The sequence below is a fragment of the Undibacterium sp. TC9W genome (assembly GCF_049339865.1).
Taxonomy (GTDB): Bacteria; Pseudomonadota; Gammaproteobacteria; order Burkholderiales; family Burkholderiaceae_D; genus Undibacterium.
In genome coordinates this window covers 1-22,411 of sequence record NZ_JBMPPJ010000023.1, presented here as the reverse complement: position 1 = coordinate 22,411, position 22,411 = coordinate 1, and the positions used below count along the sequence as shown (strand labels likewise).

24 protein-coding genes are annotated in these 22,411 nt (G+C 52.8%); 13 read left to right on the top strand and 11 right to left on the bottom strand.

The features are described from left to right. Positions 1-25: 25 nt before the first annotated feature. Positions 26-436 carry a DUF4259 domain-containing protein gene (locus tag ACO0LN_RS24540; RefSeq protein ID WP_422978398.1) on the top strand — a complete coding sequence of 137 codons (411 nt, stop codon included), beginning with the start codon at positions 26-28 and terminating at the stop codon, positions 434-436. Positions 437-440: 4 nt separating this feature from the next. Further along, entirely contained in the window at positions 441-938 is a 498-nt protein-coding gene (locus ACO0LN_RS24535; protein ID WP_422978396.1) for a hypothetical protein, read from the top strand. A gap of 196 nt (positions 939-1,134) precedes the next feature. Here ACO0LN_RS24535 and ACO0LN_RS24530 read toward each other — a convergent pair whose 3' ends face one another. Then, positions 1,135-1,773, bottom strand: coding sequence for an alanyl-tRNA editing protein (locus tag ACO0LN_RS24530; RefSeq protein ID WP_422978394.1), 639 nt, complete (start codon positions 1,771-1,773; stop codon positions 1,135-1,137). Between the two features lie 379 nt (positions 1,774-2,152). Beyond that, positions 2,153-2,962 (bottom strand): AraC family transcriptional regulator, encoded by an 810-nt coding sequence (locus tag ACO0LN_RS24525; RefSeq protein ID WP_422978392.1) that lies wholly within the window; start codon positions 2,960-2,962, stop codon positions 2,153-2,155. 321 nt (positions 2,963-3,283) lie between these two features. On the opposite strand from ACO0LN_RS24525, the gene ACO0LN_RS24520 reads away from it, so the two are divergent. Together ACO0LN_RS24520 and ACO0LN_RS24515 are read left to right on the top strand one after the other, a co-directional pair. Then, entirely contained in the window at positions 3,284-3,952 is a 669-nt protein-coding gene (locus ACO0LN_RS24520; RefSeq protein WP_422978391.1) for a hypothetical protein, read from the top strand. Beyond that, positions 3,942-4,232 (top strand): hypothetical protein, encoded by a 291-nt coding sequence (locus ACO0LN_RS24515; RefSeq protein WP_422978389.1) that lies wholly within the window; start codon positions 3,942-3,944, stop codon positions 4,230-4,232. The genes ACO0LN_RS24520 and ACO0LN_RS24515 overlap by 11 nt, the downstream gene beginning before the upstream one ends. Before the next feature lie 89 nt (positions 4,233-4,321). Here the strand turns inward: ACO0LN_RS24515 and ACO0LN_RS24510 are convergent, their stop codons facing one another. The 4 genes from ACO0LN_RS24510 to ACO0LN_RS24495 form a co-directional block, all read right to left on the bottom strand. Continuing rightward, positions 4,322-4,687, bottom strand: a complete 366-nt coding sequence (locus tag ACO0LN_RS24510; protein ID WP_422978388.1) for a DUF4124 domain-containing protein — start codon at positions 4,685-4,687, stop codon at positions 4,322-4,324. 116 nt (positions 4,688-4,803) lie between these two features. Continuing rightward, positions 4,804-5,085 carry a hypothetical protein gene (locus tag ACO0LN_RS24505; protein WP_422978386.1) on the bottom strand — a complete coding sequence of 94 codons (282 nt, stop codon included), beginning with the start codon at positions 5,083-5,085 and terminating at the stop codon, positions 4,804-4,806. 101 nt (positions 5,086-5,186) lie between these two features. Then, the gene (locus tag ACO0LN_RS24500) at positions 5,187-5,450 is read right to left on the bottom strand and encodes a SemiSWEET transporter (protein WP_422978384.1); all 264 of its coding nucleotides are present in this window, start codon (positions 5,448-5,450) and stop codon (positions 5,187-5,189) included. Between the two features lie 8 nt (positions 5,451-5,458). Then, positions 5,459-5,968: a flavin reductase family protein gene (locus ACO0LN_RS24495; protein WP_422978382.1), complete on the bottom strand. Its 510-nt coding sequence runs from the start codon at positions 5,966-5,968 to the stop codon at positions 5,459-5,461. Positions 5,969-6,164: 196 nt separating this feature from the next. Here ACO0LN_RS24495 and ACO0LN_RS24490 point away from each other — a divergent pair, with 196 nt between their 5' ends. From ACO0LN_RS24490 to ACO0LN_RS24470, 5 genes are all read left to right on the top strand, one after another. Then, positions 6,165-6,554 (top strand): hypothetical protein, encoded by a 390-nt coding sequence (locus ACO0LN_RS24490; protein WP_422978380.1) that lies wholly within the window; start codon positions 6,165-6,167, stop codon positions 6,552-6,554. 80 nt (positions 6,555-6,634) lie between these two features. Next, positions 6,635-7,975, top strand: coding sequence for a tRNA (N6-isopentenyl adenosine(37)-C2)-methylthiotransferase MiaB (gene miaB, locus ACO0LN_RS24485; protein WP_422978378.1), 1,341 nt, complete (start codon positions 6,635-6,637; stop codon positions 7,973-7,975). Further along, on the top strand, positions 7,972-9,084 hold the full coding sequence (locus tag ACO0LN_RS24480) for a PhoH family protein (protein WP_422978519.1): 1,113 nt from the start codon (positions 7,972-7,974) through the stop codon (positions 9,082-9,084). The genes miaB and ACO0LN_RS24480 overlap by 4 nt, the downstream gene beginning before the upstream one ends. Beyond that, a complete protein-coding gene (ybeY, locus tag ACO0LN_RS24475; RefSeq protein ID WP_422978376.1) occupies positions 9,068-9,538 on the top strand; it encodes an rRNA maturation RNase YbeY in 471 nt (156 codons plus the stop codon). The genes ACO0LN_RS24480 and ybeY overlap by 17 nt, the downstream gene beginning before the upstream one ends. Before the next feature lie 219 nt (positions 9,539-9,757). After that, the gene (locus ACO0LN_RS24470; protein WP_422978374.1) at positions 9,758-10,654 is read left to right on the top strand and encodes an ion channel; all 897 of its coding nucleotides are present in this window, start codon (positions 9,758-9,760) and stop codon (positions 10,652-10,654) included. A gap of 1 nt (position 10,655) precedes the next feature. Here the strand turns inward: ACO0LN_RS24470 and ACO0LN_RS24465 are convergent, their stop codons facing one another. From ACO0LN_RS24465 to ACO0LN_RS24445, 5 genes are all read right to left on the bottom strand, one after another. Further along, positions 10,656-11,012: a DUF1304 domain-containing protein gene (locus tag ACO0LN_RS24465; protein ID WP_422953991.1), complete on the bottom strand. Its 357-nt coding sequence runs from the start codon at positions 11,010-11,012 to the stop codon at positions 10,656-10,658. Positions 11,013-11,123: 111 nt separating this feature from the next. Further along, positions 11,124-12,194 carry an FAD-dependent oxidoreductase gene (locus ACO0LN_RS24460; RefSeq protein WP_422978372.1) on the bottom strand — a complete coding sequence of 357 codons (1,071 nt, stop codon included), beginning with the start codon at positions 12,192-12,194 and terminating at the stop codon, positions 11,124-11,126. Beyond that, positions 12,191-13,915: a ferritin-like domain-containing protein gene (locus ACO0LN_RS24455; RefSeq protein WP_422978370.1), complete on the bottom strand. Its 1,725-nt coding sequence runs from the start codon at positions 13,913-13,915 to the stop codon at positions 12,191-12,193. The genes ACO0LN_RS24460 and ACO0LN_RS24455 overlap by 4 nt, the downstream gene beginning before the upstream one ends. Positions 13,916-13,937: 22 nt before the next feature. Then, positions 13,938-15,269, bottom strand: a complete 1,332-nt coding sequence (locus tag ACO0LN_RS24450; protein ID WP_422978368.1) for a radical SAM protein — start codon at positions 15,267-15,269, stop codon at positions 13,938-13,940. After that, positions 15,266-16,924, bottom strand: a complete 1,659-nt coding sequence (locus ACO0LN_RS24445; protein WP_422978366.1) for a hypothetical protein — start codon at positions 16,922-16,924, stop codon at positions 15,266-15,268. The genes ACO0LN_RS24450 and ACO0LN_RS24445 overlap by 4 nt, the downstream gene beginning before the upstream one ends. A gap of 482 nt (positions 16,925-17,406) precedes the next feature. Here ACO0LN_RS24445 and ACO0LN_RS24440 point away from each other — a divergent pair, with 482 nt between their 5' ends. The 4 genes from ACO0LN_RS24440 to ACO0LN_RS24425 all read left to right on the top strand — a co-directional run bounded on the left by ACO0LN_RS24440 (position 17,407) and on the right by ACO0LN_RS24425 (position 21,651). Beyond that, entirely contained in the window at positions 17,407-18,285 is an 879-nt protein-coding gene (locus ACO0LN_RS24440; protein ID WP_162059935.1) for an HlyC/CorC family transporter, read from the top strand. 16 nt (positions 18,286-18,301) lie between these two features. Further along, positions 18,302-19,849, top strand: a complete 1,548-nt coding sequence (gene lnt / locus ACO0LN_RS24435) for an apolipoprotein N-acyltransferase (protein ID WP_422978364.1) — start codon at positions 18,302-18,304, stop codon at positions 19,847-19,849. 123 nt (positions 19,850-19,972) lie between these two features. Beyond that, complete coding sequence (locus ACO0LN_RS24430) at positions 19,973-20,713, top strand: alpha/beta hydrolase (RefSeq protein WP_422978362.1); 741 nt, start codon at positions 19,973-19,975, stop codon at positions 20,711-20,713. 248 nt (positions 20,714-20,961) lie between these two features. Continuing rightward, entirely contained in the window at positions 20,962-21,651 is a 690-nt protein-coding gene (locus ACO0LN_RS24425) for a hypothetical protein (protein ID WP_422978360.1), read from the top strand. Positions 21,652-22,411: the final 760 nt, after the last annotated feature.

Genomic DNA, 22,411 nt, shown 5'->3' with positions numbered 1-22,411 from the left:
ATATTTCAAATTTAGGAGAACTTATATGGGTGCCTGGGCTGCCGATTCTTTTGGAAACGATACTGCATGTGACTGGGCTTATGCCATTGAAGACTGTAATGATCTGTCACTGGTAGAAGAAACGCTTTACAAGATATTGCAGGAAGGCGATGGCTATATTGATGCTTCTGATGCAGAAGAGGCAATTGCCGCTATCGAAGTGATTGCCAGGTTGCAGGGCAACTGGGGCATGCGCAATGCGTACAGTGAAAGCGTCGATAAATGGGTCAGAAAAACAAAGCTGGTGCCGGGCAAGGAGCTGGTCGAGAAAGCCCATCAGGTGATTGCCAGAATCCTGGGGGATGAATCTGAACTCAAGGAACTTTGGGAAGATTCCAAGCTGTCGAATGAATGGAAAGTGTCGGTGCAGGAGCTGTCGGATCGGGTGAAGCTTTGATGTTATGGATGAAGATAAAAATAAGAATTTTTTGTTGCTGATTTTTTCTCTTGTCGAGTCAAAGTATCTCTCCGTTGCAGAGATCAACAATCTCGCAAGCGCGGCAGGCGTGGCAAGTGAGCTTGAAGTGATGCCAGAATTTTGGCTCACTGAACTGGCTGTGTGCCAAACTGCAGATGAGGCGCAGGATATTTTACTGGAACAAATGAGAGAGCAGCATGTTGTTTTTGACGAGCGCTATGTGTCGCTTTTTCTGGGTTTTTTGTATCTGGGTGTTCAGGAGGGGAAAATATCTTTATCAGAGTTCGAAGCTGAGCTAGTCGATCTTATTGATGGTTATAGTAACTACATGATTTTGACGATAGAAGACTTCTGTCATGATTTCTCGCCGTTGAATTGCCTGCCAGACCAAAACACAGCGTTAGGTTGTTACCTGATTGATGCAGCAGAAAAATCCAAAAATGCATTTTGTGCGGCAATAAAACCATTGCTGAATACTTGATTTTATTGATGGCAAGAAAAATATGGTGCAGGGATATGCACACGTCAATGCCAAAGACATCACCTAGAAAGTGAAGCGGCTGGCAAAGATTGTCCGTGCGATATAGTGCGCGGTAGGCATCATGCGGCCACAGGGGGAGTCCCTGGTGAAGCCGCACGGCTGTTTGCAGCGAATTTTATAAAAAATTACTGGAAGATCATGCCGGGGCAAGCTCATAGTGTACTGATACTTGCCCTTTTTTTTCCTTGATCCTGGTAATGTTGACCTGGCCGATTTGGCCAGTGGACAGCACATGCGTACCTCCACAGGGGTGGGCAGGCAAGTGGCCAAAGCCAATCTGTCGTTGCCCTGCTTGCAGGCTGGTGTGGCGTGGCAGGTCTGTTACTATCCAGGACTGGATTTGTTGCGCCAGTTCGTCTGCGGGCAAGGCGGTGGTGGCACCATCATTTTCAAAGACTACCCTGGCTTCGCCTGGCCAGTGATGTGCCTTGACGGGCCGCCATCCAGCCAGTTCTCCATAGCAGCCTATCAGGTGGCCTGCTGAATGGAGCTGGGTATGCAGCCTGCGAGTTTCTGGACAAACTTCAATCAATGCGCTGCCGACGGCGACAGGATGCCCGGTAAGATGAACAATCTGTTCACCATTTTGAAACACCCGTTTGACCTTGACCCCGGCAATGCTGCCTACATCGGAAGGTTGCCCGCCACCTTGCGGATGAAACAGGGTGGCTGCCAGAATGATCTCATATTCGCCCTCCTGTGTTGGCGTGCACAGTTGTACTTCCGTGTGCATGCTGAGCTCATCGCTCTTGAAATAATGGCGCTCTGTCGTCATGCAAATTCTCCTTGGTGGTGGGCATGAAAATCCTGTTTTTGCCTGGAGCATGCTCCAATTGGGGGGTATGATAAGAGCAGGACTGGCGCTGTGGATTGTAAAAAATTGACTATTAGAACTCATTTCATAAATAGGGTGAGATGCGTTTGCCTCATAACGTGGGCTGGCAAGGCGGACGAGGCAGTCAATAGCTTTGCCTATTGATAACGAGTCCAACGCTGTCCAGCACGCGCTATGAGGTAAACCCTCCGGGAACTGACGATTTGGGCGCATTGCGGCGTTGTGGCCCTCGCTAAGGCAGGAGCCTTAGCAGCGGACCACGCCTTGCACTGCATCCCAAATCGTCTTGTTCGCACTCATCCTATTTATGAAATGAGTTCTAGTATGAGGACGGTGCGACCCCGTAGGCCTGTCTGAAAGCGCGGTTAAAATGGCTTTGATCATAAAAGCCCACCAGTTGTGCCACATCGGCGATGGTCTGCGGATTTTTTCCCAGTAATGAACAGGCGTACTCAAGTCGCAGCCTGACCAGCCAGGCGTGGGGTGTCATGCCTATGCTGTTCTTGAATTGACGCAAAAAATGGAATGGGCCGAGGCCACAAATGCCCGCCAACTCATCCAGGCTTATTTTTTTTGATAGATGCGCCACGCAGTACTCCTTGATGCGCCGGTATTGCCAGGGGGCGAGAGCACCTTTGATGTTCTGGGGCCGTATGGTTTTTGATTGCGTGAAGATAAAATCCAGCAGGGACAGCCAGTCCGACTGTATCGCCAGAGGAGACGCATCTTTATCCGCATACATGGTGTCATGCAGACGCAGTAGATGGGCGGCCTGTACGGGGTCTTCCAGCATCGTTCCCATCAGAGCCGGTTCACGGTTTGTTCCGGAGAGTTCTTCTGTGACCTGGTTCACAAGGTCAAATGGCAGGCGAAAGGTCTTGAGTGTATAGGCATCACCATCCTCTGCCATGCCATCATGGATTTCGCCCGGTGGCATCAGGACGATGCAACCGTCGCCCACCAGCACCGAGTTCCCCCGGAATTCCTGGCGTTGCACGCCTTCCGTCACCAGGCCGATGTGGTAGTCGAGATGATAATGGCGGTCGAAGTGAAATTCCGAAATCCGGCTAGCACTCAGGACCAGTCCCGGCACCTGTGGAACGCGTTGGTAATGTATCTGATCTTTCATTGTATTAATAAGGCATGCTGATACAGCAACGACTGGATTTATTAATTGCGTGCTTCAATTTGCTTGCACCACCTGCAAAGAGAAAATGGCGTTACGTGCCAGGTGAGCATACCTCAATTTCACCTTGGTGGTTTGGCGGTAGTTGAGTCCTGCTTGAAGAAACAAAAACAAGAAGCAAGGAACAAGAAGCAAGGATTTCATGTCTGTAAGGCTGGGTGCGCCAGCGTACAGATGATTCTACGGAATGCGCCTATCTTGCTAATAAGCACCCTCATAGGCTCACAGACCAATGCGGGTTTTGCAACCAGGATGGAGAGCATCATGACACATATTATTGCCGGAAGGCTGCAGCAACAGGACCAGGTACAGCAGGCTATCCATCAACTGATGGTACTGGGCTTTGCCCCAGGACAAATCAGCTCTTTTTATCTTAACCCGCCGGGGCAGCATGATATGTATCCACTTGGTGGTGACCGGGATGAGTCTCCAGGTGCAAGCAAGGCGGGCAATGGCGCTGTCAGTGGTGCTGCTGCGGGTGGGGCGGTTGGTGCTGCGGTAGGTTTGATCGGTGCGCCTGTGACAGGGCCTGTGAGTACGGCATTGGGTGCGCTGGTTGGCGCACATGTGGGCGCGCTGATAGGCAGCTTGTCGCAAATGAAAGACAAGGGTGAGACCACAGATGATGACGCTGAAAATGCTGCATCCGTGCGACGCTCCGGCATGATGGTAGCAGTGAGCGTCAACGAACCTGAGACCGAGCAGCATGTCATCAAGCTCTTGACAGACCTGGGGGCAGACCAGATTGAGCTGGGCGAAGGCACCATCAGCAAAGGTGACTGGACAGATTTTGATCCGCGTGTGCCACCGAATCTTATCCCTGGCGGTTTGCCATCAACGAATTCGGTGGCTGCCGCAGTCGCTGGTTCAACCAGCACTCCTACAGTTGAGCAGCAGGCGGCTGATCAGGAAGTGACTGGCCGTGAACTCTAAACAAGTGAATCTGGACAATAAAAATCGCAAGCAGAATAATGCTGATGAAGCTACATATCAGATTGCTGATGGCTCTGATAAGGCCGCAAAGGTCAAAGACAATGAAGCCTTGCTGCCACACGAGCGTGATCAAACGACCGATGACAGCACTAAGCCACGCAAAGTCATGAAGCAGGCACTAACTGACTTGCAGGATGGTAAGGTCGATACTGACATGCATGGTGCAAGGGGTGTTGAGTCGGTTGTAAAGCCAGTGACGAAAACTGCTACCAAGCCTTAGCCCAGGGACGCTAGAAAAGTCCCGGACTGTTGGCTGGGACTTTTTTAGCATAATTGATTTTGCAGGTTCTAGCCTCGGCACATCCTGGTCTATCTGTTGTCAAGTTTCGATGGACGGTCAGAATAGGTGGTGAGTCTTTGGTACTTCACGCCAGGTGGCAGTGGTGTCGTAATGAAGTTATGGATCAGTCTTTCATTGTCTGCCCGTCTTTCACGCTCAGCATGGCGCTTGTTAAAGGCTTCATTCTGTGCTGCCCAGTTGGTTTCCTGTACTTTTTCTGAGCCTACATATTTTTGATTGGCCTTGACCGACTTTTCCTTGACGCTGGACTTGGGACAGACATTGTCGGTAAAAGTCACACGGCCGTCACTATCAACGCATCTTTGCACTTGTGCTGATGCGCTGTTTGCCAGTGCCATCACGATGGCGGCAGATAAAATATGTGAGAGATTCATGCAGGATGCCTCAGGTTCCGGGTCGTGATCAAGGCCCAAGCTTCTCACATCCTGGCTTTGGATTCAAGCAATCGCCAATATATCAATCAATCGGCTGTTTTTGCCCGTTCTAACTGTCATTGCTGTTGCTGATGACGCTGCTCCGCACGGTTTTTCATGAGGCCGAGGATGGATTGGTGAAAATCGTTGAGCACCATCTTGCCCCACAGGTCACCATAAGTCTTGAGTTGTGACTTGTTGAAGAAGCGGGTGCTCAGGCGCAGTGCTGTACCGCCATCTTTTGCCTTCAGGTCGTAGCCGCCATCAATGACATCAAAGTATTCTCCACCCATTTCCACATGCTTGTCGAGAGCATACTTTGGGATGCCACCGGGCAGGATATGAAAGCGGTAATGCATGGCGGCGGGTCTTTGTCAGGTGGTGATGATTTCTTCAAAGCGCACATCTTTTTCCCTGCGCGAAGTTCTGGCTAGAGCCAGGACTGGAAAATTTACCTGATTTACTTATAGACTAGTTTCATCACGAGGATAAACATGGCCAGCATGAGCGTGATCATATTGGCGATGATGATGGGCAGGGCGCTGAGCATGAGGCCATACACCAGCCACAGAGTGATGCCGAGGACGAGGATGATGTACATGCCGAGGGAGACACCTTCCGCCCGTTTGCGCCGCCAGGTCAGCCAGGCCTGGGGTACAAAGGCAGTGGTCGTCAGACAGGCGGCAAAGTAGCCGACCAGGTCGACAGGCAAAATACTGATCATGGATGTATCTATTCTTTGGTAGGGCGCAGGAACTGGCCGGAATGGAACACCAGCGGTGCCTGTTTGGTGAATTCGCAATGCTCGACTTCGCCGACGAAAATGACATGATCACCCTCAGGATAGCGGCTGCGGTTATGGCATTCAAACCAGGCCGAGGCACCAGTCAGGATAGGGTGACCGGTACGTGACAGGGTGTAATCAACACCTGCAAAGCGGTCAGTCTTGCGGCTGGCAAACTGCTCGGCCAGCCAGGCTTGTTCGGCAGACAGAATATTGACTACATAATGAGAATTGCCGCTGAACACGGGCAGGCTGTTGGCGGCCGTGCCCAGGCTCCAGAGTATCAGGGGCGGGTCCAGCGAGACAGCGTTGAAGGAGGATGCGGTCAAACCCAGGAACTGGCCATCTGCCAGCCGGGTGGTGATGACAGTGACGCCAGTGGCAAATTGCGACAGGGCATCCCGGAAATGGCGGGTATCAAATTCTCGCTTTTCAGAGCGGGGTGAGCGGGTGTGCATGAGTTTCCATCGTTCTTTTTTTGCCATTATCACAGATTTTGGGTCATTTTGGCTTTTTGCGGCTGCAAGTGCTGCTATGCTGCAATAGGAAGTGCGGCGCTGACTGTGTTAAACTTACAGGCTTGCCGGTTTCCCGAGGTTTTGACCTAAGTAGTTGATTCCTTTGAATTTAATCCCCACCAAGAGGTGCCGAGGTATGCCTATGCTGCTGGCTTTACGCCGTGTAATGATGATGTTCATGCTGGTCTTGCTGGCAATGACGAGTTTGCAAGGTTTTGCACAAATACCGGATGAACGTAATTTTCCGGAGAATACCAAGCGCGGCGTATTGAATATGTCGCAATATCCTGACGTACTGATTGATGGTAAAGCCAAAAACACGGCACCGGGTTTGCGTATTTATGATGACCAGAACCTGTTTATCTCGCCTACGCAGATTACCGGCAATTACGTCATCATCAATTATCTGGAAGATAATTATGGTGATGTTGTCAAAATCTGGGTATTGACCGAGATTGAACGTAAAAAGGTATTACCCGCCGCCAAGGAATGGGTGCCACAAATTTTTAAAAATACGAACATGTGATGTAGCGCTGGCTCAGGGGAGTAGTGCAAGGCAGCATGGACAATGTCAGTCCCTTGAGCAGGTAGAGCTTGTAGAAAATTATGCAAAAAAAAGTATTTATCAAAACCTTCGGTTGCCAGATGAACGAGTATGACTCGGACAAGATGGCAGATATCCTCAATGCCAATGACGGCATGGTGAAGACCGATAATCCCGAAGATGCTGACGTGATCTTGCTGAACACCTGCAGCGTGCGCGAAAAAGCATCTGAAAAAGTATTTTCTGACCTCGGTCGCCTGCGCGAACTCAAGCGCAAAAAACCAGAGCTGCTGATTGGTGTCGGCGGTTGCGTGGCATCACAAGAAGGCGATGCGATTGTCAAGCGTGCGCCTTATGTTGATGTTGTCTTTGGCCCGCAAACTCTGCACCGCCTGCCGCAGATGATAGATGCACGCCGTAGTTCTGGCCGTTCGCAAGTCGATATCAGTTTCCCTGAAATTGAAAAGTTTGACCACATGCCGCCAGCGCGTGTTGAGGGCGCGAGTGCCTATGTATCCATCATGGAAGGTTGCAGCAAGTATTGCAGTTATTGCGTCGTGCCTTATACCCGTGGTGAAGAAGTCTCGCGTCCGTTTGATGACGTGCTGGCAGAAGTGGCTGGCCTGGCTGAACAGGGTGTCAAAGAAATCTCGCTGCTGGGGCAAAACGTGAATGCCTACCGTGGTGTTATGGAAGATGGCGAGATTGCCGACTTTGCTCTGCTGATCGAATACATCGCTGAATTCCCGCAGATAGAACGCATACGCTTTGTCACCAGCCACCCCAAAGAATTTACCCAGCGCCTGATCGATTGTTATGCCAAGGTGCCCAAGCTGGTCAATCATTTGTACCTGCCTGCCCAGCATGGCTCTGACCGTATATTGTCGGCGATGAAGCGTGGTTACACCGCCATCGAATACAAGTCCGTCCTGCGTCGTTTGCGAATGGTGCGCCCGGATATTTCTGTGTCGTCTGATTTTATCGTTGGCTTCCCAGGTGAGACAGATGAAGACTTTGATGCACTGATGAAGCTCATCAACGACATTGGCTTTGATAACAGCTTCAGCTTTATCTTCAGCCCGCGCCCTGGTACGCCAGCGGCGAATCTGGCTGACGATACACCGGCAGAACTCAAATTGCGCCGCCTGCAGCATTTGCAGTCAGTGATTGATGCCAATACCAAGAAATACAGCAATGCCATGATAGGTACGGTGCAGCGTATTCTGGTAGAAGGCCCATCGGTCAAAGACCCGAATGAATTGCAGGGCCGCACCGAGAATAACCGCGTCGTCAATTTCGCGGGTTCCAAAGACCTGGTCGGTACGCTGGTGAATACCCGCATTACCGAATCCTATAATTATTCCTTACGTGGCGAACTCGTCGAAGAGGCAGTGACAGCATAATGGCAAAAACACCCGTGCCGGTAGCGCACTTCATCCCTCAACCTCTGGACAATACCCGCCTGGCACATCTGTGCGGGCCTTTGGATGAGAACTTGCGGCAGATATCATCGGCACTGGATGTGACGATATTTCGCCGTGGTGAAAAATTTATCGTCAGCGGCCACAATGCCGAGAAAGCGATAGAGATACTTGAGCATTTCTATGGTCTGGCGAAAAAAATCATCACCATCGATGAAGTGCAACTGGCCCTGGTAGAGCAACGCGCCAGCAAGAGCCTCAAAAAAGGCAAGGGCGGCAAAGATCAGGAGGATGTTATTCCTGCCGATGTCGTCGCGGTGGATGCACCACTGCCGGAAGATGCCGACATCGAAAGCCCTATGCTGAAAACCCGCCGCAGCGATTTGCGCGGGCGCACGCCGCATCAGAATCATTACATCAAGACCATACTCGAACACGACATCAGCTTTGGCATAGGCCCGGCTGGTACAGGCAAGACTTACCTCGCTGTGGCCTGCGCCGTGGATGCGCTGGAGCGTGATGCCGTCAAGCGTATCGTGCTGACCCGCCCTGCGGTTGAAGCAGGCGAGCGCCTGGGTTTCTTGCCGGGTGATCTGGCGCAAAAGGTCGATCCTTATCTGCGCCCGCTTTATGACGCCCTGTATGACTTGCTGGGCTTTGACCGCACGCAAAAAATGTTTGAAAAACAGGTCATCGAGATTGCCCCGCTGGCTTATATGCGTGGCCGCACCTTGAACCATGCTTTCGTCATTCTCGATGAAGCGCAAAACACCACGCCGGAACAAATGAAAATGTTCCTGACGCGCATAGGTTTTGGCAGCAAGGCGGTAATTACTGGTGACCCTACCCAGGTTGATTTGCAGCGTAATGTGAAGAGTGGCCTCATCGATGCCTGCCAGGTACTCGATGGTGTACGCGGCATAGGCTTTACCCATTTTGGCAGCGTCGATGTGGTACGCCATCCGCTGGTCGCCCGCATAGTCGATGCCTATGAAAGTGCCAACGCCAATGCCACCGCCAACAGCGCCGCCATCGGCTTGCTGAAACCTGCAACTCCTTTAAGCTCTGCCCATCATGGTCGCAAAAAGTAAAACCGAAATTAAACCCAAGCTGACGCTGTCAGTGCAATATGCCGACAAGCGCCTGCAAGATATCCTGACCCGCCCGCTGATACGCAAGACCGTGCAGGCGGCGCTGTTCTTCCCGGCAGAAATCACCTTGCGCTTTGTCGATGCTGAAGAAGGCAGGGTGCTCAACCATGATTACCGTGGCAAGGACTACGCCACCAATGTGCTGACCTTTGCCTATACCGAGGATGAAGATGCCGAGGTGACCCAGGCTGACATCATCCTGTGTACCGATGTGCTGGAGAAGGAAGCAGCCGAGCAAAAGAAAACCGTGCTTGAACATGCCCAGCATCTGATTGTGCACGGCGTCCTGCATGCCCAGGGTTATGATCATGAAGAGGATGATGATGCTGAGGAGATGGAGGCGCTGGAGATAGAGATACTGGCGGGGATGGGACTGAGTAATCCGTATCTGTGACGTTTTTTAAACTCCTTCCCCTTCAAGGGGAGATTTGTGGGAATTCGCAAAGCATGCTTTGCGCAACAAATTTATAAGAAGCCTGCAAGCTGCGCGGTGGAATGGTTGGGATGGGGATGGGTTTCCGACGTAAATTAATCTATCGCTAATTAACCGAAACCCATCCCCACCCTAACCCTCCCCTTGAAAGGGAGGGGACTTCATCAGAAAGCCCCCAACATGACCCAACACAAACCGCATGGCCGTAGCATCAGCATGGGTGGCCGTTCTGTCGTTGCCTATGGTTTGCGCACGCAGTTCTGGCAAGATATTTATTACTATGCGATGACCTCCAGCTGGCCAGTGTTCTTTGCTGGCGTCGGTGTGGTGTTCCTGGTCTTGAACCTATGCTTTGCCTCGCTATTCATGCTGGGCGATAACCCCATAGGCAATTTGCATCCGAATAATTTTCTGGGGGCGTTTTTCTTTAGCGTAGAAACCTTGGCGACTGTCGGTTATGGCGACATGCACCCGCAAACTGTGTATGGGCATAGCATCGCCACGCTTGAGATTTTTGTCGGTATGGCGAGTGTCGCACTGATTACCGGCGTCATGTTTGCGCGTTTTTCACGCCCGCGCTCCAGCATTATTTTTGCGAATCACCCTGTCAGCCACATCATGGATGGCAAGCGGGTCTTGCTAATACGCCTGGCCAATGCGCGCATGAATATCATCAGCGAGGCGACCGCCAAACTACGCCTGATGCGGGATGAAAGCACGGCCAATATGGGCAGTTTTCGTAAGATCATCGACATGAAGCTGGAGCGTGAGCAGCACCCTATCTTTATCCTCGGCTGGACGGTCATCCATGTCATTGATGAAAGCAGCCCGCTGTTTGGCATGGATGAAGAAGCCCTGCACGCTTGCAGGGCTTCGCTGATACTGAGCATAGAAGGGGTCGATGACACCACCAACCAGCCGCAAAGGGCACGCCACTATTACCCTTGCAGCCAGATACACTGGAACCATCGCTATGTCGATGTTTTTGAAAGCAACCGTGATTCAGACCAGGTCCAGCACATCCACTATACTCGCTTCCATGACTCGGAAGAGATCGTCGATGTGCCGGAAAACTGAATTAAAAGTGCAGCAGCACTAAAGCCAGCAAGGCTGGTGCCGCCTGTATGTAGAGGATGCGGCGGCTGACGGAATATGCACCATAGGCACCAGCCACGATGACGCAGGTCAGGAAGAAAATCTTCACATGAAAACCTTCGTGGCCACCCATCAGCAAACCCCACACCAGGCCAGCGGCCAAAAAGCCATTGTATAAACCCTGGTTGGCTGCCAGCACCTTGGTGATTTCTGCCTTCTCGGGTGTGTTCTTGAAAGTGCGCAAACCCATGGGCTTATCCCACAGGAACATTTCCAGCACCAGGAAGTAGATATGCAGGGCGGCGACGATGCCGGTCAGTATGTTGGCGATGAGATACACTGTGACTCCTTGTTGTCTATGTTATCGATGTTGTCGAGATTGTTTTCCATGCCCTGATACTAGTTGATCCCCGGCGATTTAAACAGTGTTGAAACTGACAGTCTTGGCGGTTTATGTGCGTGCCCGCATAATAAATTGCGCATAGTCTTGCCACGCAGTCTCCATGCCATACAGGCAGCTCCTGATCTGGTTCAGCAATGCCGTGGCGTGCAATTGCCGTTGTTGTGTTTGCCTTTGCTGAAAATTTGCCCTGGCCTGTAGCGTGCCCAGCTCAGCTACACACAGTGCTTCTGACAAGCCACAGGACAAACCCTGGGACGACAGAATGTCACGCGCCAGCGCTGCATCACCGATCAGTACGCTGCGCTCAGATGTGGCCCATTGCAGCGACACCGGGTAAGCCATGTCGCTGTGAAACTCTACCAGCGTGGGCAAGCCTTGCAGTACCCAGTCAGTCTGAGTGCTCTGCAAGAGTTGTTGCAATTCATCTGCGCTGCCTTTGACTGCCTTGCCGCGCCCGACAAAAACCACATTCTGTACCTCGGGCGTAGCCAGGCTATACACATAACCCTCGGGTAGCGCTGCCACCTTGAAGTGAGAATGGAAATGAGATTGAAAACTTCCGGACGGCCTTGTGTTGCCAGCCAGTGTGAACAGGCGGGCTACCCAGGGGTGCGGCGATTTGTCTATGTTGCTGGCGCTCCTGGCGGCGCGGCCACTGGCATCAATCAGCAGGTCGGCGTGCCAATCCTTGCCATTGCCACCATCAAGGCCATTGGCACCGGCATCATGCAATTGCAGACTTTGCTCGCCCAGGTGCAGGTGGATGCGCGGTTGCTGCAATAACTTTTGCCACAGGGCCTGCTCCAGCGCCGGGCGGTGTATGTGGACGGTCCTGGGGGTGGGCAGGGACATGCTGGCTTTGCTATCCCACTGTATCTGCCTCACAGCATGCGTCTGCCCGGCCCCGATCAGGTGAGGGTGAATACCATATTCGAGCAGCAATGCCAGCAGGCTGACAGGGACAGCCTCAATACGGTAGCCGCCGCCTTCAGCGTCAGCATTGGGTGGTGGTTCGGCTGCCAGTAGCAATACCGGGCCATGACCCTGCCTGGCTGCGTGCAAGGCAGCCAGTATGCCCACCGGGCCATTGCCCAGCACGGCAACACGGTAATGCTTCATAAGCCGGGTGGCGGTGCAACAGGGGCAAAGCGGGGATCACTGATGGTATCAAAAGACAGCAAAAAGCCCGCATTGATGACCGCCCTGGCAACACTGCCAAAACCACTGGCAGCCACCATGTCACCACGGGCAGTGTTGATATCCACCGCGCCCTGCGGCATGCCCGCCTGATAACCGGCGTACAGTTTTTCCAGCAGCTTGCGGTAAGCATTTTGCAGTGCCTGGTAGCTGCTGTTGCTGGCCGGTGCCTGTACCAGGGGTTGGTGCAGATACTGGCCCGGCTGGAAGTCTCTTAGCCATACCTGCATGTTCTCAAAGGTTTCAAAATGGTCCTGCCCCTCGGCCATGATGTAACGTATGCTCTGGCAGTCAGCATCGCTGCCAAAGCCAGGCTGGCGCAGGGTGGCGTAGATGCGTGCATATAATTTGTCAGCACCTCTGTTGGCCTGCTCCAGTGCCAGGAAATCCAGCAGGGCTTGCGGGTCAAGTATCCGCGCATGTGGCGGACGCTGATTGCCAGCAGCATCAGGTATCGTTTTGGCGACTTGCAAGGCAGGTGTATAGGCCGGGCCGTTCAGTGCTTGCAGCACATTATTGACAGCCCGCAGGTGGCGCATTTCTCCATAGGCGATACGCATGAGTTCAGCAAAACTGGCTGTGACCCGGTTGCGCAAGCTGCCTGCTGCCAGGCTGGCCGGGCTGCGCAGCGAATAGGCCGCCGACAGGTATTCCTGTATTGCTGCCAGTTCCAGCCCGGCGGCATAGCGCAGGTATAGTTGTAATTCTTCCCGTGATGCCAGTGGGACGGCAGTGAACTTGCCTGGCTTGTAGGGGCGTATGGTTTCGCGGCCTTCCAGCACAAAGTTCAGGCTTTGCCACTGGTGGTTGATCGCATAATGGCCCAGTTCTTCCGGGGTAGTTGTATTGGCGGGTGAGGGTGGTGTGCTGCCTATGCTGCGGTCCAGCCTTTCCCATGGCACTGGCGCCAGCCATGGTACCCCGGGCTCACTGGCATCTGGTGTCGGTGGCTGGGCAATGTCGGGATGATTGCTGGCCCAGTAAAAACAGCCACAATCGCGAAAATCATGGGTCCAGGGGCTGCACAGGGATTGCGTGAGCTCACCAGGTTCAAACATGGCAGCCAGGCTGCCTGTGCCACTCAGATAGGCCGAGCGCCTGCCCTCCAGGCTGATGCTGCGGGTGCCCAGCCGTATCGTCAGGCTGATGGCCGTATTTTCTGGCAGCAGGCGTATTGCGGTCCAGGCGTCCGGGGGTGCAGTGCTGACGCTGGCGCTGGTACTAGTGCTAGCTGCGCTCGGTGGGCGCAGTTGAGCGATGTTCAGATCATGATTACCAAAGGGCCCGAAATTACCGTTGATCCTGCTAATGATGCAGGGCTGGTTCTGGCTGATGCCCAGCGCCAGGTCGCGGTATTTTTGTGCGACTGCATCGGGTAGGGCCGCTGCCGTGACCGCAGTACTATCGACGGCCACGATGCGTATTTCTGTATCGGCGATATCGACTTCAAGAAAGGGGAAAAAACGTCTCTCCAGATTGCGCAAATCAGCTTCCAGGCCTGGGTAGCAATTGCCGACACCAGATTCCAGACGGGTAGAGACGGGATTGCCAGCTACAGGTTTGATGGCGCTGTCGGCAGTCTGCGCACGGCGCAGGGCGGCAGCATTGCGGGGGACCAGTTTGATGATATCGGGAAGGCTCATTTTATATTCCTTGTGTTCCTGGCTATGCTGGTTTGCTGGCACGTGAAGTTGGCAGGCAATGGGCAAAATAATCCGGTCTGGCTTGACTGAGTTCACAATACGACTGCAGGCAAAAAGTCAGCCACTGACGGATGTAATCGCAAGAGGCCTGGCTGCGGCTGGCTTTTTCCTGATGGCAGCCGCCAGAACACAGATAGCGTGCCCAGCAAGTGTGGCAATCGGTCTGGGCATGGACGTGGCGTTCCTGCAAAAAATGCAGGCGTTTGGGCGCATCCAGCGTGTGCCGGTCACCCAGCCTGTAATCATGATTACCGATCGCACGATGGCAGGCATACCAGTCGCCATCGCTGGCAACAGAAAAATAACCACCGCCTGCACCGCAGGGGTAAGGGCTGCTGGCACCCACATGCAATTGCTTCAACGCAGTGGCGAAATTACTCAGGCGTATCTGCTGGCCCTGCAAGGCGCGTTGCAATTCACGGCTAGCCAGGCTGACCATGGCTTGCTCATATACTGGCCAGTCTTGCTCCTGTAATGCCAGTGCCGAGCCACTGCGCAAGGGTGAAAAGCCTATGTCCTGAAAGCCCAGTGCAGCAATGGCATCAAACTGCTGGCCCAGGTCAAGCGAGAGGCTGTTGGCCGTGGCGCGGGCCGCAAGTTTGCACATGCCGGGTTGGGCGAGCAAGGGCTGGCAGTATTCGATGACTGCAGCATAGGAATCGCGCTTGCCATTGAGCATGGGGCGCTGGCGGTTCTGGACGACACTGCCGCCATCTATGCTGACGGTGACTGCAAAGCGATACTGCCGCAATAGCTCATGGTCTTCTGGTCGTAACAAGGTGCCATTGGTGGTGACGGAATAGCGCAAGTCCAGATGCCGCTGTTGTGCCAAGGCTGCACTGTAGTGTACGCATTGGTGTATCAGGGCGCGATTGACAAAGGGCTCGCCGCCTATAAAGCCCAGGGTCAGTGGCGCTTGTGGATCGGCTGCTGCCAGCAGGCGGTCTATGCTGCTGCGCGCCTGTTCCCAGCCCATGCCCTTGCTTTGCTTGCCCTCAAAATTACCCTGGCTGGCATAGCAATAACTGCAACCGAGGTTGCAACTGGAACTGACATTCAGTGACAGGCTTTGTACAGTAGGCAGGTTTAGTGCGTCGAGGCTGACTTCACTATCCAGAGTGCGTGCCAGCATCTGGCTGAGCGCATGATCGAGGCTGATATCAGCATCAGTTTCCTGTTCGGGCAGGTCATAAATCTGGCTGTGCTGTACCACCAGCAAATGCTGACCCAGGCTGGACCTGAAGCGATAACTGCCAGGAGCTTGCGCCGCAGACGGGAGCGGTAACAGACTCATGGCTGGCCACCGGGCGCGGGTGTGTCCATGCCGGCGAGGATTTCATCCAGCCTTTCATCCGCCCTCCTGGCGACGATGGCAGAGCGCCCCAGCGGTGAGGTAACGGGGGTCTGGACAATCGCATCCACCCAGCTCATCAGCAGATCATATTGCCAGGTACTTAGCGTCAGCGGCAGGGCATTCGAGTTGCGCATCAGTGGCGGCATCTGCATGCTGGTGGCATTGGCTGTTTCTGGTGATCTCAGGTGAAAACTCTGGCGTATCAGTTCTTTCAGCCGGGTGGGGTGCAACTGTACAAAATCATGCAGGGCCTGCAAGTCAGACAGGTAGCGGTGGCGCGAACGAGCATGGCTGGTCAGTGGCAGGGGATCATCGGTATTGCCATTGGATAGTGCGAAATCGGGATTACGCAAAGGGTCACTGGCACCAAATGCCCTGAGTGGCAGGCGCATGCTGTCACCGGGGATGGGCTGGGGACGCCGTGCACCGACGGGCAAGCGCATGGCCCTTAGCTCACGGTAGTAATCGAGGTTGAGCAGGCTCAGGGTTTCATAAGCGCGCTCGAACAGGTCTTCTACCCAGCGCTCGCGCTCGGCTGTGCTCATGGCGGCATTGCGCTGGGCGATGTCGGCACTGCGGTCATTGATTTCATCCGCCATGGACAGGAAAGGCCGGCGGTCCGGGGCAAAATCGGGTGGGGCGACAAAGACATTGGCGGTGCTGCTGATGGTTCGCCCGGTCGCCCCAGGAAAGCGCAGAGTGGCTTTGACCCTGGCTTCGCAGGTATCATCGACGACACCCAGCGACAGCTCGTCATTGGCATCATTGTCGTTGCCATCATCTGCGCCATCATAGGTATCCCAGGGGCTGACGATAGATGCCTGCGTGCCCGTGGTACCGCGCCAGCCAGCATCAGGGTTGAGGAAGTTGAAAGGCTCCAGTACCGGTGGTGCCGGGGCACCCGTAGGTGGCTGGTGATCCTGGCTGGTATCTGGCGGGCCATATACGCGACCCCGCGCCGGGTTAAAGCGAAAGCGAAATACTTCGACATTGACTGCTGCCAGCCAGGGCTGGCCATTGCTGGGTTGGGGTTTGCTGAGCAAGAACTGTATGCTGCCAAGCGGGATATTGCGCCCCGTCGGTATCATGGGGTTGGCTGCTGTGGGTGGGCTGACAGCCAGCAAAGGAGTGTTGGCATGATTGTCTGCCCTTACTACCACAGGTGGATAGGTGCCAAAACGTAGCAGCGGGTTGGAGGCACGCCGGGCCGCCTTGTGGTTTTGCGCATTCACTTCCAGCGACAAGTTGGCAAGCGGTATCTTGAAGCGCTTCAACAGGGCTGGGGTCAGCGGTACATCTGTCCAGCTGCTTTCTGCCGAACCGGGCTCGCCCATTCTTGCCCAGATTTCAAAGAAGGGTGCAACAGGCCTGATCAGTTCCCCATCACGCAGGCTGATTTCTGTTGGCATATACGGCTCCGCCGAACTGTCAGGCAAGATGCGCAGTGACCAGTCCGGGGCAATGACGGTTTCTGCATTGGCGCGCGGTGCAGGATTTTGTATCCACTGGAAAGCTTCTTGCGGCGTACTGCTGCCACCCAGGCGGGCAATTGCCATGGGCGGATTGATAAAGATGGCCTGGATGATTGCTGACATGGATACTCTCCATTGGTAATTTGCTGTTACTGCATCTGGCACTTCTGTCGCTTTTATTACTGCTTTTATTTCAATGTCAGTGCAATTACCAGCGCCAGTGCGGTGTTTGCGGTATGGCCTGGCTTTTTGCCGGTGAGGATGGTGGTTGCGCTTGTGCTTACTTAGGCTTGTACTTTGTCAGCCACCAGCATAAGTTGTCGAAAAACCAAAGGCAATTGTTTTTTTAATCTTTTATTGTCATTGGGTTAATTGATGTTTTTGTACCACGGCAGCTAGTTTGTTAGCCGCCTGATGTGCCTAAAACTTGATCCACAGTCAGGTCGCCAATATGACAGTGGGATGACAAATGGTGTTTTTCGCGGGTTTTGGTCTGCGCTTGCGCATGTTTTGCTGTAGTTTTTGTAACTGCCCATATCAAAATTTGGGAAACCACTCCCATTTGTTGTATTCTGTAGGATTGAAACAACGGCGTTACGCCTATTATGCAAGAGCACTCTAGTAAGGTCAGACCATCTGACCTTAAACCCCACAGGTCATTGTTTGAACGATTGACCGCCCTGATTTCTCCTGAACCTGAAAACCGCGCAGAGCTGCTCGAAGTATTGCACGACGCGCAAGAACGCAACCTCATCGATGCTGATGCACTGGCAATGATAGAAGGCGTGTTCCAGGTATCCGACTTGTGCGCACGCGATATCATGGTGCCGCGCGCGCAAATGGACGTCATCGACATTTCCAACCCCATAGAAGAATGGATGCCAGAAGTGCTGGAGACAGCGCATTCCCGCTTTCCTGCCGTTGATGGTGACCGTGACAAGGTGGTTGGTATCCTGCTCGCCAAGGATTTGCTGCGCTATTACGCGTCTGATGCATTTGATGTACGCGACATGCTGCGCCCCGTCATCTATATCCCTGAATCCAAGCGCCTGAATATCCTGCTGCGCGATTTTCGTGCCAACCGTAATCATATTGCCATGGTGGTCGATGAATATGGCGGTGTCTCCGGCCTGATTACTATTGAAGACGTGCTCGAGCAAATCGTCGGTGACATCGAAGATGAATACGATTTCGAGGAAGAAGAAGACAATATCCTGGCGCTGGAAAGCAAGGGGAATGGCAAGCGCTGGCGCATCAAGGGCCTGACCGATCTTGAGCAGTTCAATAACACCCTGGGTACGACGCTGGGCTCAGACCATGCTGAAACCATAGGCGCTTACGTGGCCGACTATATGGGCGAGTTGCCACACATGGGCGACGAATTTTCTATCGGCAACCTGTACTTTGAAGTCTTGCGCGCCGATGCGCGTGAAGTGCAGATGCTGATGGTAGAACAGCGACCTACCGTGCGGTCCGATGATTAAGGCTGTGCGGTCTTTATTGTCTTCCCTTTCTGTACGTTCATCCTTCCTGCTGGCACTGGTAGCAGGGGGGCTGAATGTATTGTCGTTTGCCCCCTTTCATTTCTGGCCTGTACAGATACTCAGTCTGGCACTCTTGTTCAGCCAGGTTTTGCGTGAAGGCGATGCCGCCATCAGCCGCAAGCGCGCAGGCTGGCTGGCCTGGGCCTATGGCCTTGGCTGGCTGACTGCCAGCACCAGCTGGCTGATATATGCGATGACGGTGTTTGGCGGCTTGCCAGGCGTTTTGTCTCTGCTGGCGTTGATGTTCCTGACTGGTGCGTTGTCCATATACCTGGCGGCCGCCGCCTGGGGCACACGCTGGCTGCAACAACGCTGGAAGATTTCTGCCACCGTCGCCGGCCTGCTGGTCTTGCCTGCTTTGTTTACCATCGCCGAGTGGCTGCGCATTTGCTTTTTGACTGGTTTCCCCTGGACTATCTCAGGCTATGCCCACACTCATAGCCCGCTCGCCGGATTTGCACCTGTCATCGGCGTGCTCGGCCTGTGCTGGCTCAATGCGCTGCTGGCCGGGGCGTTTGCCCTGTTATTGGTCAGTGCTGGCAGCCGCCAGCAAAAAATGGCGCTGCCAGCCCTGATCGTGCTGGTATTTGCCGCTGGTTTTGGCCTGCAACAAATCAGCTGGACCAGGCCGCAAGGCCAGCCCATACAGGTGCGCCTGTTGCAGGGCAATGTCGCGCAAGACATGAAGTTCAGCCAGGAACATCTGAACGACTCGCTGGCGCTGTACCACGACATGATCACGCAAACCCCGGCTGATCTCATCGTCACGCCCGAGACAGCATTGCCCATGCTGACTTCGCAACTGCCGCCAGACTATCTGCCCATCCTCAATACCTTTGCCCAGGACAGTGCCAGCACCGTCATCCTCGGCGTAGGCGTGCATGATGGCGCTGACAAATATTCAAACAGTGTACTCGGCATGTCACGCCAGTATGCCCAGCCTTACCGTTACGACAAACACCACCTCGTACCTTTTGGCGAATTCATCCCGCCGGGTTTCCGCTGGTTTGTGAACATGATGTCCATCCCCATGGGCGAGTTCTCCACCTCTGGCCCGATACAGCCGGCGATGAAAGTCTCAGGCCAGTGGGTCATGCCAAATATCTGCTATGAAGATTTATTCGGTGAAGAAATTGCTGCGCAACTGTCAGCCCAGCACGCTGCAGGCCAACCGGTCGCCAGCATCTTGCTGAACGCATCCAACCTGGCCTGGTATGGCAATTCCTTTGCGATACCCCAGCATTTGCAGATATCACAAATGCGCGTACTCGAAACCGGCCGCCCGATGCTGCGCGCGACCAATACCGGTGCCACCGCTGTCATCGTGCCAGGTGGTGTGGTCGAGCAGTTATTGCCCGAAAATACCCGCGACGTGCTGGCCGCAAACGTGCAGGGCTATACCGGCATGACGCCTTACATTCTCATCGGCAACCTCGGTGCTCTGGGCTTGTCTGCAATGGGAATATTGCTGGCGTTTGTGCTGGGGCGCAGGGCAAGAAAATAGACGGCTTGTAGCATTCTTTGTAGGAGTGGCTAAATCCGCTCCTACAAAGAGTGACAGCCAGTGGCAGGTACAATGAGCGCATTGTACTTCTCCCGTTCTACGTAAATCATTGCAGGAACCACTATGACAGAAGACCTCTCCATTCTGACCCGCAAGGGCACTCCACCTGACCACAACCTGATCTATGGCAGTCATGCCGACCAAGTAGCCGATATACGTTATGGCAGTGACGGTGCACTGCGTCCATTGGTAATGTTGATACACGGCGGTTTCTGGAAGCCAGAATACGACAGGCAGCATACCGAGGCGATGTCCAGCGCACTGGCCGCTGAAGGCTGGACGGTTATCACGCCAGAATATCGCCGCATCCCTGGTAATCCCGACGCCAGTCTCGAAGACATCGCCAGCGCGATAGAAATGCTGCCACACCAGGTGGCGCGACACAACGGCAAGATCCTATTGGCCGGGCATTCTGCCGGTGGTCATCTGGTGCTGTGGGCCGCCGTCAAATGTGCAACGCCCGCACTCGCCGGTGTACTTGCGCTGGCACCAGCCGCCGACCTGCGCATGGCCCATGATTTGAAACTGGGTGATGGTGCAGTGTTGAAGTTTCTAGGCAAGAATCCGGCTGAACGCCCGGACGCCGACCCCATGCAGTTACCCGCACCTGCAGTGCCAGTGACGGTGCTACAAGGCAGCCTCGATAAAGTTGTGCCACCGGTTGTGCCTGAAGCTTACCGCAAGGCTTTCCCCAAAACGCAATTGGTATTGTTGCCTGACGCCGGGCATTTTGCTGTGATTGATCCACAAAGCAATGCATGGCCTGCGGTGTTGTTGGCCTTGCGTGGTTTGTCGGAACTTTGAAAAATTCCCGGACTAAATTCAGCGATAACCGAAGAGCTTAAGAGCTAATCGTATCTACGGGCTAATATGCTGCTTGAAGGCATCGTGTTACATTGTTTCAGAATTAGTGCACATCGTTTCAAATAACGAGTCAAAACTTCTTTTGAGAATTAATGACATGAGACTTTTCATCCAATTTAAAGCCTATTGTCTATCGCTTATGGTTGAATTTAAAATAATGTGAATACTTTTTAAGAGTAGGGGGGAAAATGGATGGAATCGGCGGGCTTGTAGCTCATGAAATACTCTCCAGTTTTATTGAATCATTTAAAGAAAAAATCAATGAAAAACTTACTAGCCATAGAGCGAACTCATATTTTCAAATGTTGATTCAAGAGTATCAGCGGGAGAGAGAGCAAAAACATGATTCAGCAAATTTAAATGAGGCATTAAATAATATCGTCAATAATCCAAAATATTCAGAACTTTTTTTTGAAACATATCGAAAGGTATTGTTTGCTGCTTCGAAGGATATAGGACCAAGAATTATAGGGCTTTTGGTCGCTGACATAACATCAAATGATAGAGTAACCTCAGAAGATGATGAATTAATTTTCATTCTAGCGTCGAATTGCAGTGACAGCGATATGGCCGCTGGTTATCGTTATTTTTGCGAGTGTTCAACTTCGTCGGATGGCGTCAAATATAAATTGATAAGAGAGGTCATGGCGAATGCTTTGCGGAACGGACGTCGAATAGATACTTCACAGATTAATTTGACTAGAGAAGTCGGGGTGTGGGCTTTTCAGTTTAAAAATGCAGGCTTTTTATGGGAGGAAGATTGGCCAGGTGAAACAGAAATTCCGCAGAAAACACGAAAAATGCTTGTTTTCGCAGGGATGTGTGACCGCTTTTTTCAATTGTATCAACGTGCTCTCGCGGCTAGTTCAGCAGATTAGAGTTTTATCTGAAATTTTATTCAAAGCACATTTAATTGCCGCTTCAGGTATCAGTCTGTTTTATTTATCAACCGCAGGTGGAGAAGCGCTGATTTTTCTAGCTTGATGGTCCTGTCGTAAGCCGGATCAGCCTGTAGGTACGATTAGCGCAAGCGTAATCGTACGCATGGCTATTTATCTCAGATACTTTGAAAAGTGTGATACTTATTTTGTTGAATTCAGTAGGTCAATGAGCCGGGCTCTTTTTGAAAAATATCAAATGACAATGTGGGCATCCGACGTAAAACATACGTACGATTACGCGGGGCTAATCGTACCTACGGGCTCTATGCATGGATGCTGGCTCAGCTAGATACGATTAGATACGTAATTGCCCATAAAATTAAAAAATGTAGGCATATCAGACCGGCTCCCTCGATTTTCCAATTAATCGCTTAATTGATGTTACTGCAGATTTACGATTTTTTGCCAACTTAAAATGTTTAGGCAGATGTAATAATGAAGCTAGATATCCCGTATGGTCGTGATAATTCCTATTGGAAGACTGGATAAATTCTAGTAGAACGTTTGCATGTTCCAATGAAAATGCCCAAAGTATTTTTCCTTTTACCTGACACTTCCAAAAAGCATCACGGAGCCTGTAAAAAAATCTGTGTAAGTTCTCCCGGAACTATTGGTGAGCGTTGATGCGCTCCCCAAATTCTATATCAAAGCGATTCAATGCCTGTCGCCAGTGTTGTATAGGCATGGTCCATTTCTT

What these genes read in the sequence shown, in the direction of transcription:
- ACO0LN_RS24540 (WP_422978398.1), top strand. Translation starts at nt 26, where the DNA reads ATGGGTGCCTGGGCTGCCGATTCTTTTGGAAACGATACTGCATGTGAC.
- ACO0LN_RS24535 (WP_422978396.1), top strand. Translation starts at nt 441, where the DNA reads ATGGATGAAGATAAAAATAAGAATTTTTTGTTGCTGATTTTTTCTCTT.
- ACO0LN_RS24530 (WP_422978394.1), bottom strand. Translation starts at nt 1,773, where the DNA reads ATGACGACAGAGCGCCATTATTTCAAGAGCGATGAGCTCAGCATGCAC.
- ACO0LN_RS24525 (WP_422978392.1), bottom strand. Translation starts at nt 2,962, where the DNA reads ATGAAAGATCAGATACATTACCAACGCGTTCCACAGGTGCCGGGACTG.
- ACO0LN_RS24520 (WP_422978391.1), top strand. Translation starts at nt 3,284, where the DNA reads ATGACACATATTATTGCCGGAAGGCTGCAGCAACAGGACCAGGTACAG.
- ACO0LN_RS24510 (WP_422978388.1), bottom strand. Translation starts at nt 4,687, where the DNA reads ATGAATCTCTCACATATTTTATCTGCCGCCATCGTGATGGCACTGGCA.
- ACO0LN_RS24505 (WP_422978386.1), bottom strand. Translation starts at nt 5,085, where the DNA reads ATGCATTACCGCTTTCATATCCTGCCCGGTGGCATCCCAAAGTATGCT.
- ACO0LN_RS24500 (WP_422978384.1), bottom strand. Translation starts at nt 5,450, where the DNA reads ATGATCAGTATTTTGCCTGTCGACCTGGTCGGCTACTTTGCCGCCTGT.
- ACO0LN_RS24495 (WP_422978382.1), bottom strand. Translation starts at nt 5,968, where the DNA reads ATGCACACCCGCTCACCCCGCTCTGAAAAGCGAGAATTTGATACCCGC.
- ACO0LN_RS24490 (WP_422978380.1), top strand. Translation starts at nt 6,165, where the DNA reads ATGCCTATGCTGCTGGCTTTACGCCGTGTAATGATGATGTTCATGCTG.
- miaB (WP_422978378.1), top strand. Translation starts at nt 6,635, where the DNA reads ATGCAAAAAAAAGTATTTATCAAAACCTTCGGTTGCCAGATGAACGAG.
- ybeY (WP_422978376.1), top strand. Translation starts at nt 9,068, where the DNA reads ATGGTCGCAAAAAGTAAAACCGAAATTAAACCCAAGCTGACGCTGTCA.
- ACO0LN_RS24470 (WP_422978374.1), top strand. Translation starts at nt 9,758, where the DNA reads ATGACCCAACACAAACCGCATGGCCGTAGCATCAGCATGGGTGGCCGT.
- ACO0LN_RS24460 (WP_422978372.1), bottom strand. Translation starts at nt 12,194, where the DNA reads ATGAAGCATTACCGTGTTGCCGTGCTGGGCAATGGCCCGGTGGGCATA.
- ACO0LN_RS24455 (WP_422978370.1), bottom strand. Translation starts at nt 13,915, where the DNA reads ATGAGCCTTCCCGATATCATCAAACTGGTCCCCCGCAATGCTGCCGCC.
- ACO0LN_RS24450 (WP_422978368.1), bottom strand. Translation starts at nt 15,269, where the DNA reads ATGAGTCTGTTACCGCTCCCGTCTGCGGCGCAAGCTCCTGGCAGTTAT.
- ACO0LN_RS24445 (WP_422978366.1), bottom strand. Translation starts at nt 16,924, where the DNA reads ATGTCAGCAATCATCCAGGCCATCTTTATCAATCCGCCCATGGCAATT.
- ACO0LN_RS24440 (WP_162059935.1), top strand. Translation starts at nt 17,407, where the DNA reads ATGCAAGAGCACTCTAGTAAGGTCAGACCATCTGACCTTAAACCCCAC.
- ACO0LN_RS24430 (WP_422978362.1), top strand. Translation starts at nt 19,973, where the DNA reads ATGACAGAAGACCTCTCCATTCTGACCCGCAAGGGCACTCCACCTGAC.
- ACO0LN_RS24425 (WP_422978360.1), top strand. Translation starts at nt 20,962, where the DNA reads ATGGATGGAATCGGCGGGCTTGTAGCTCATGAAATACTCTCCAGTTTT.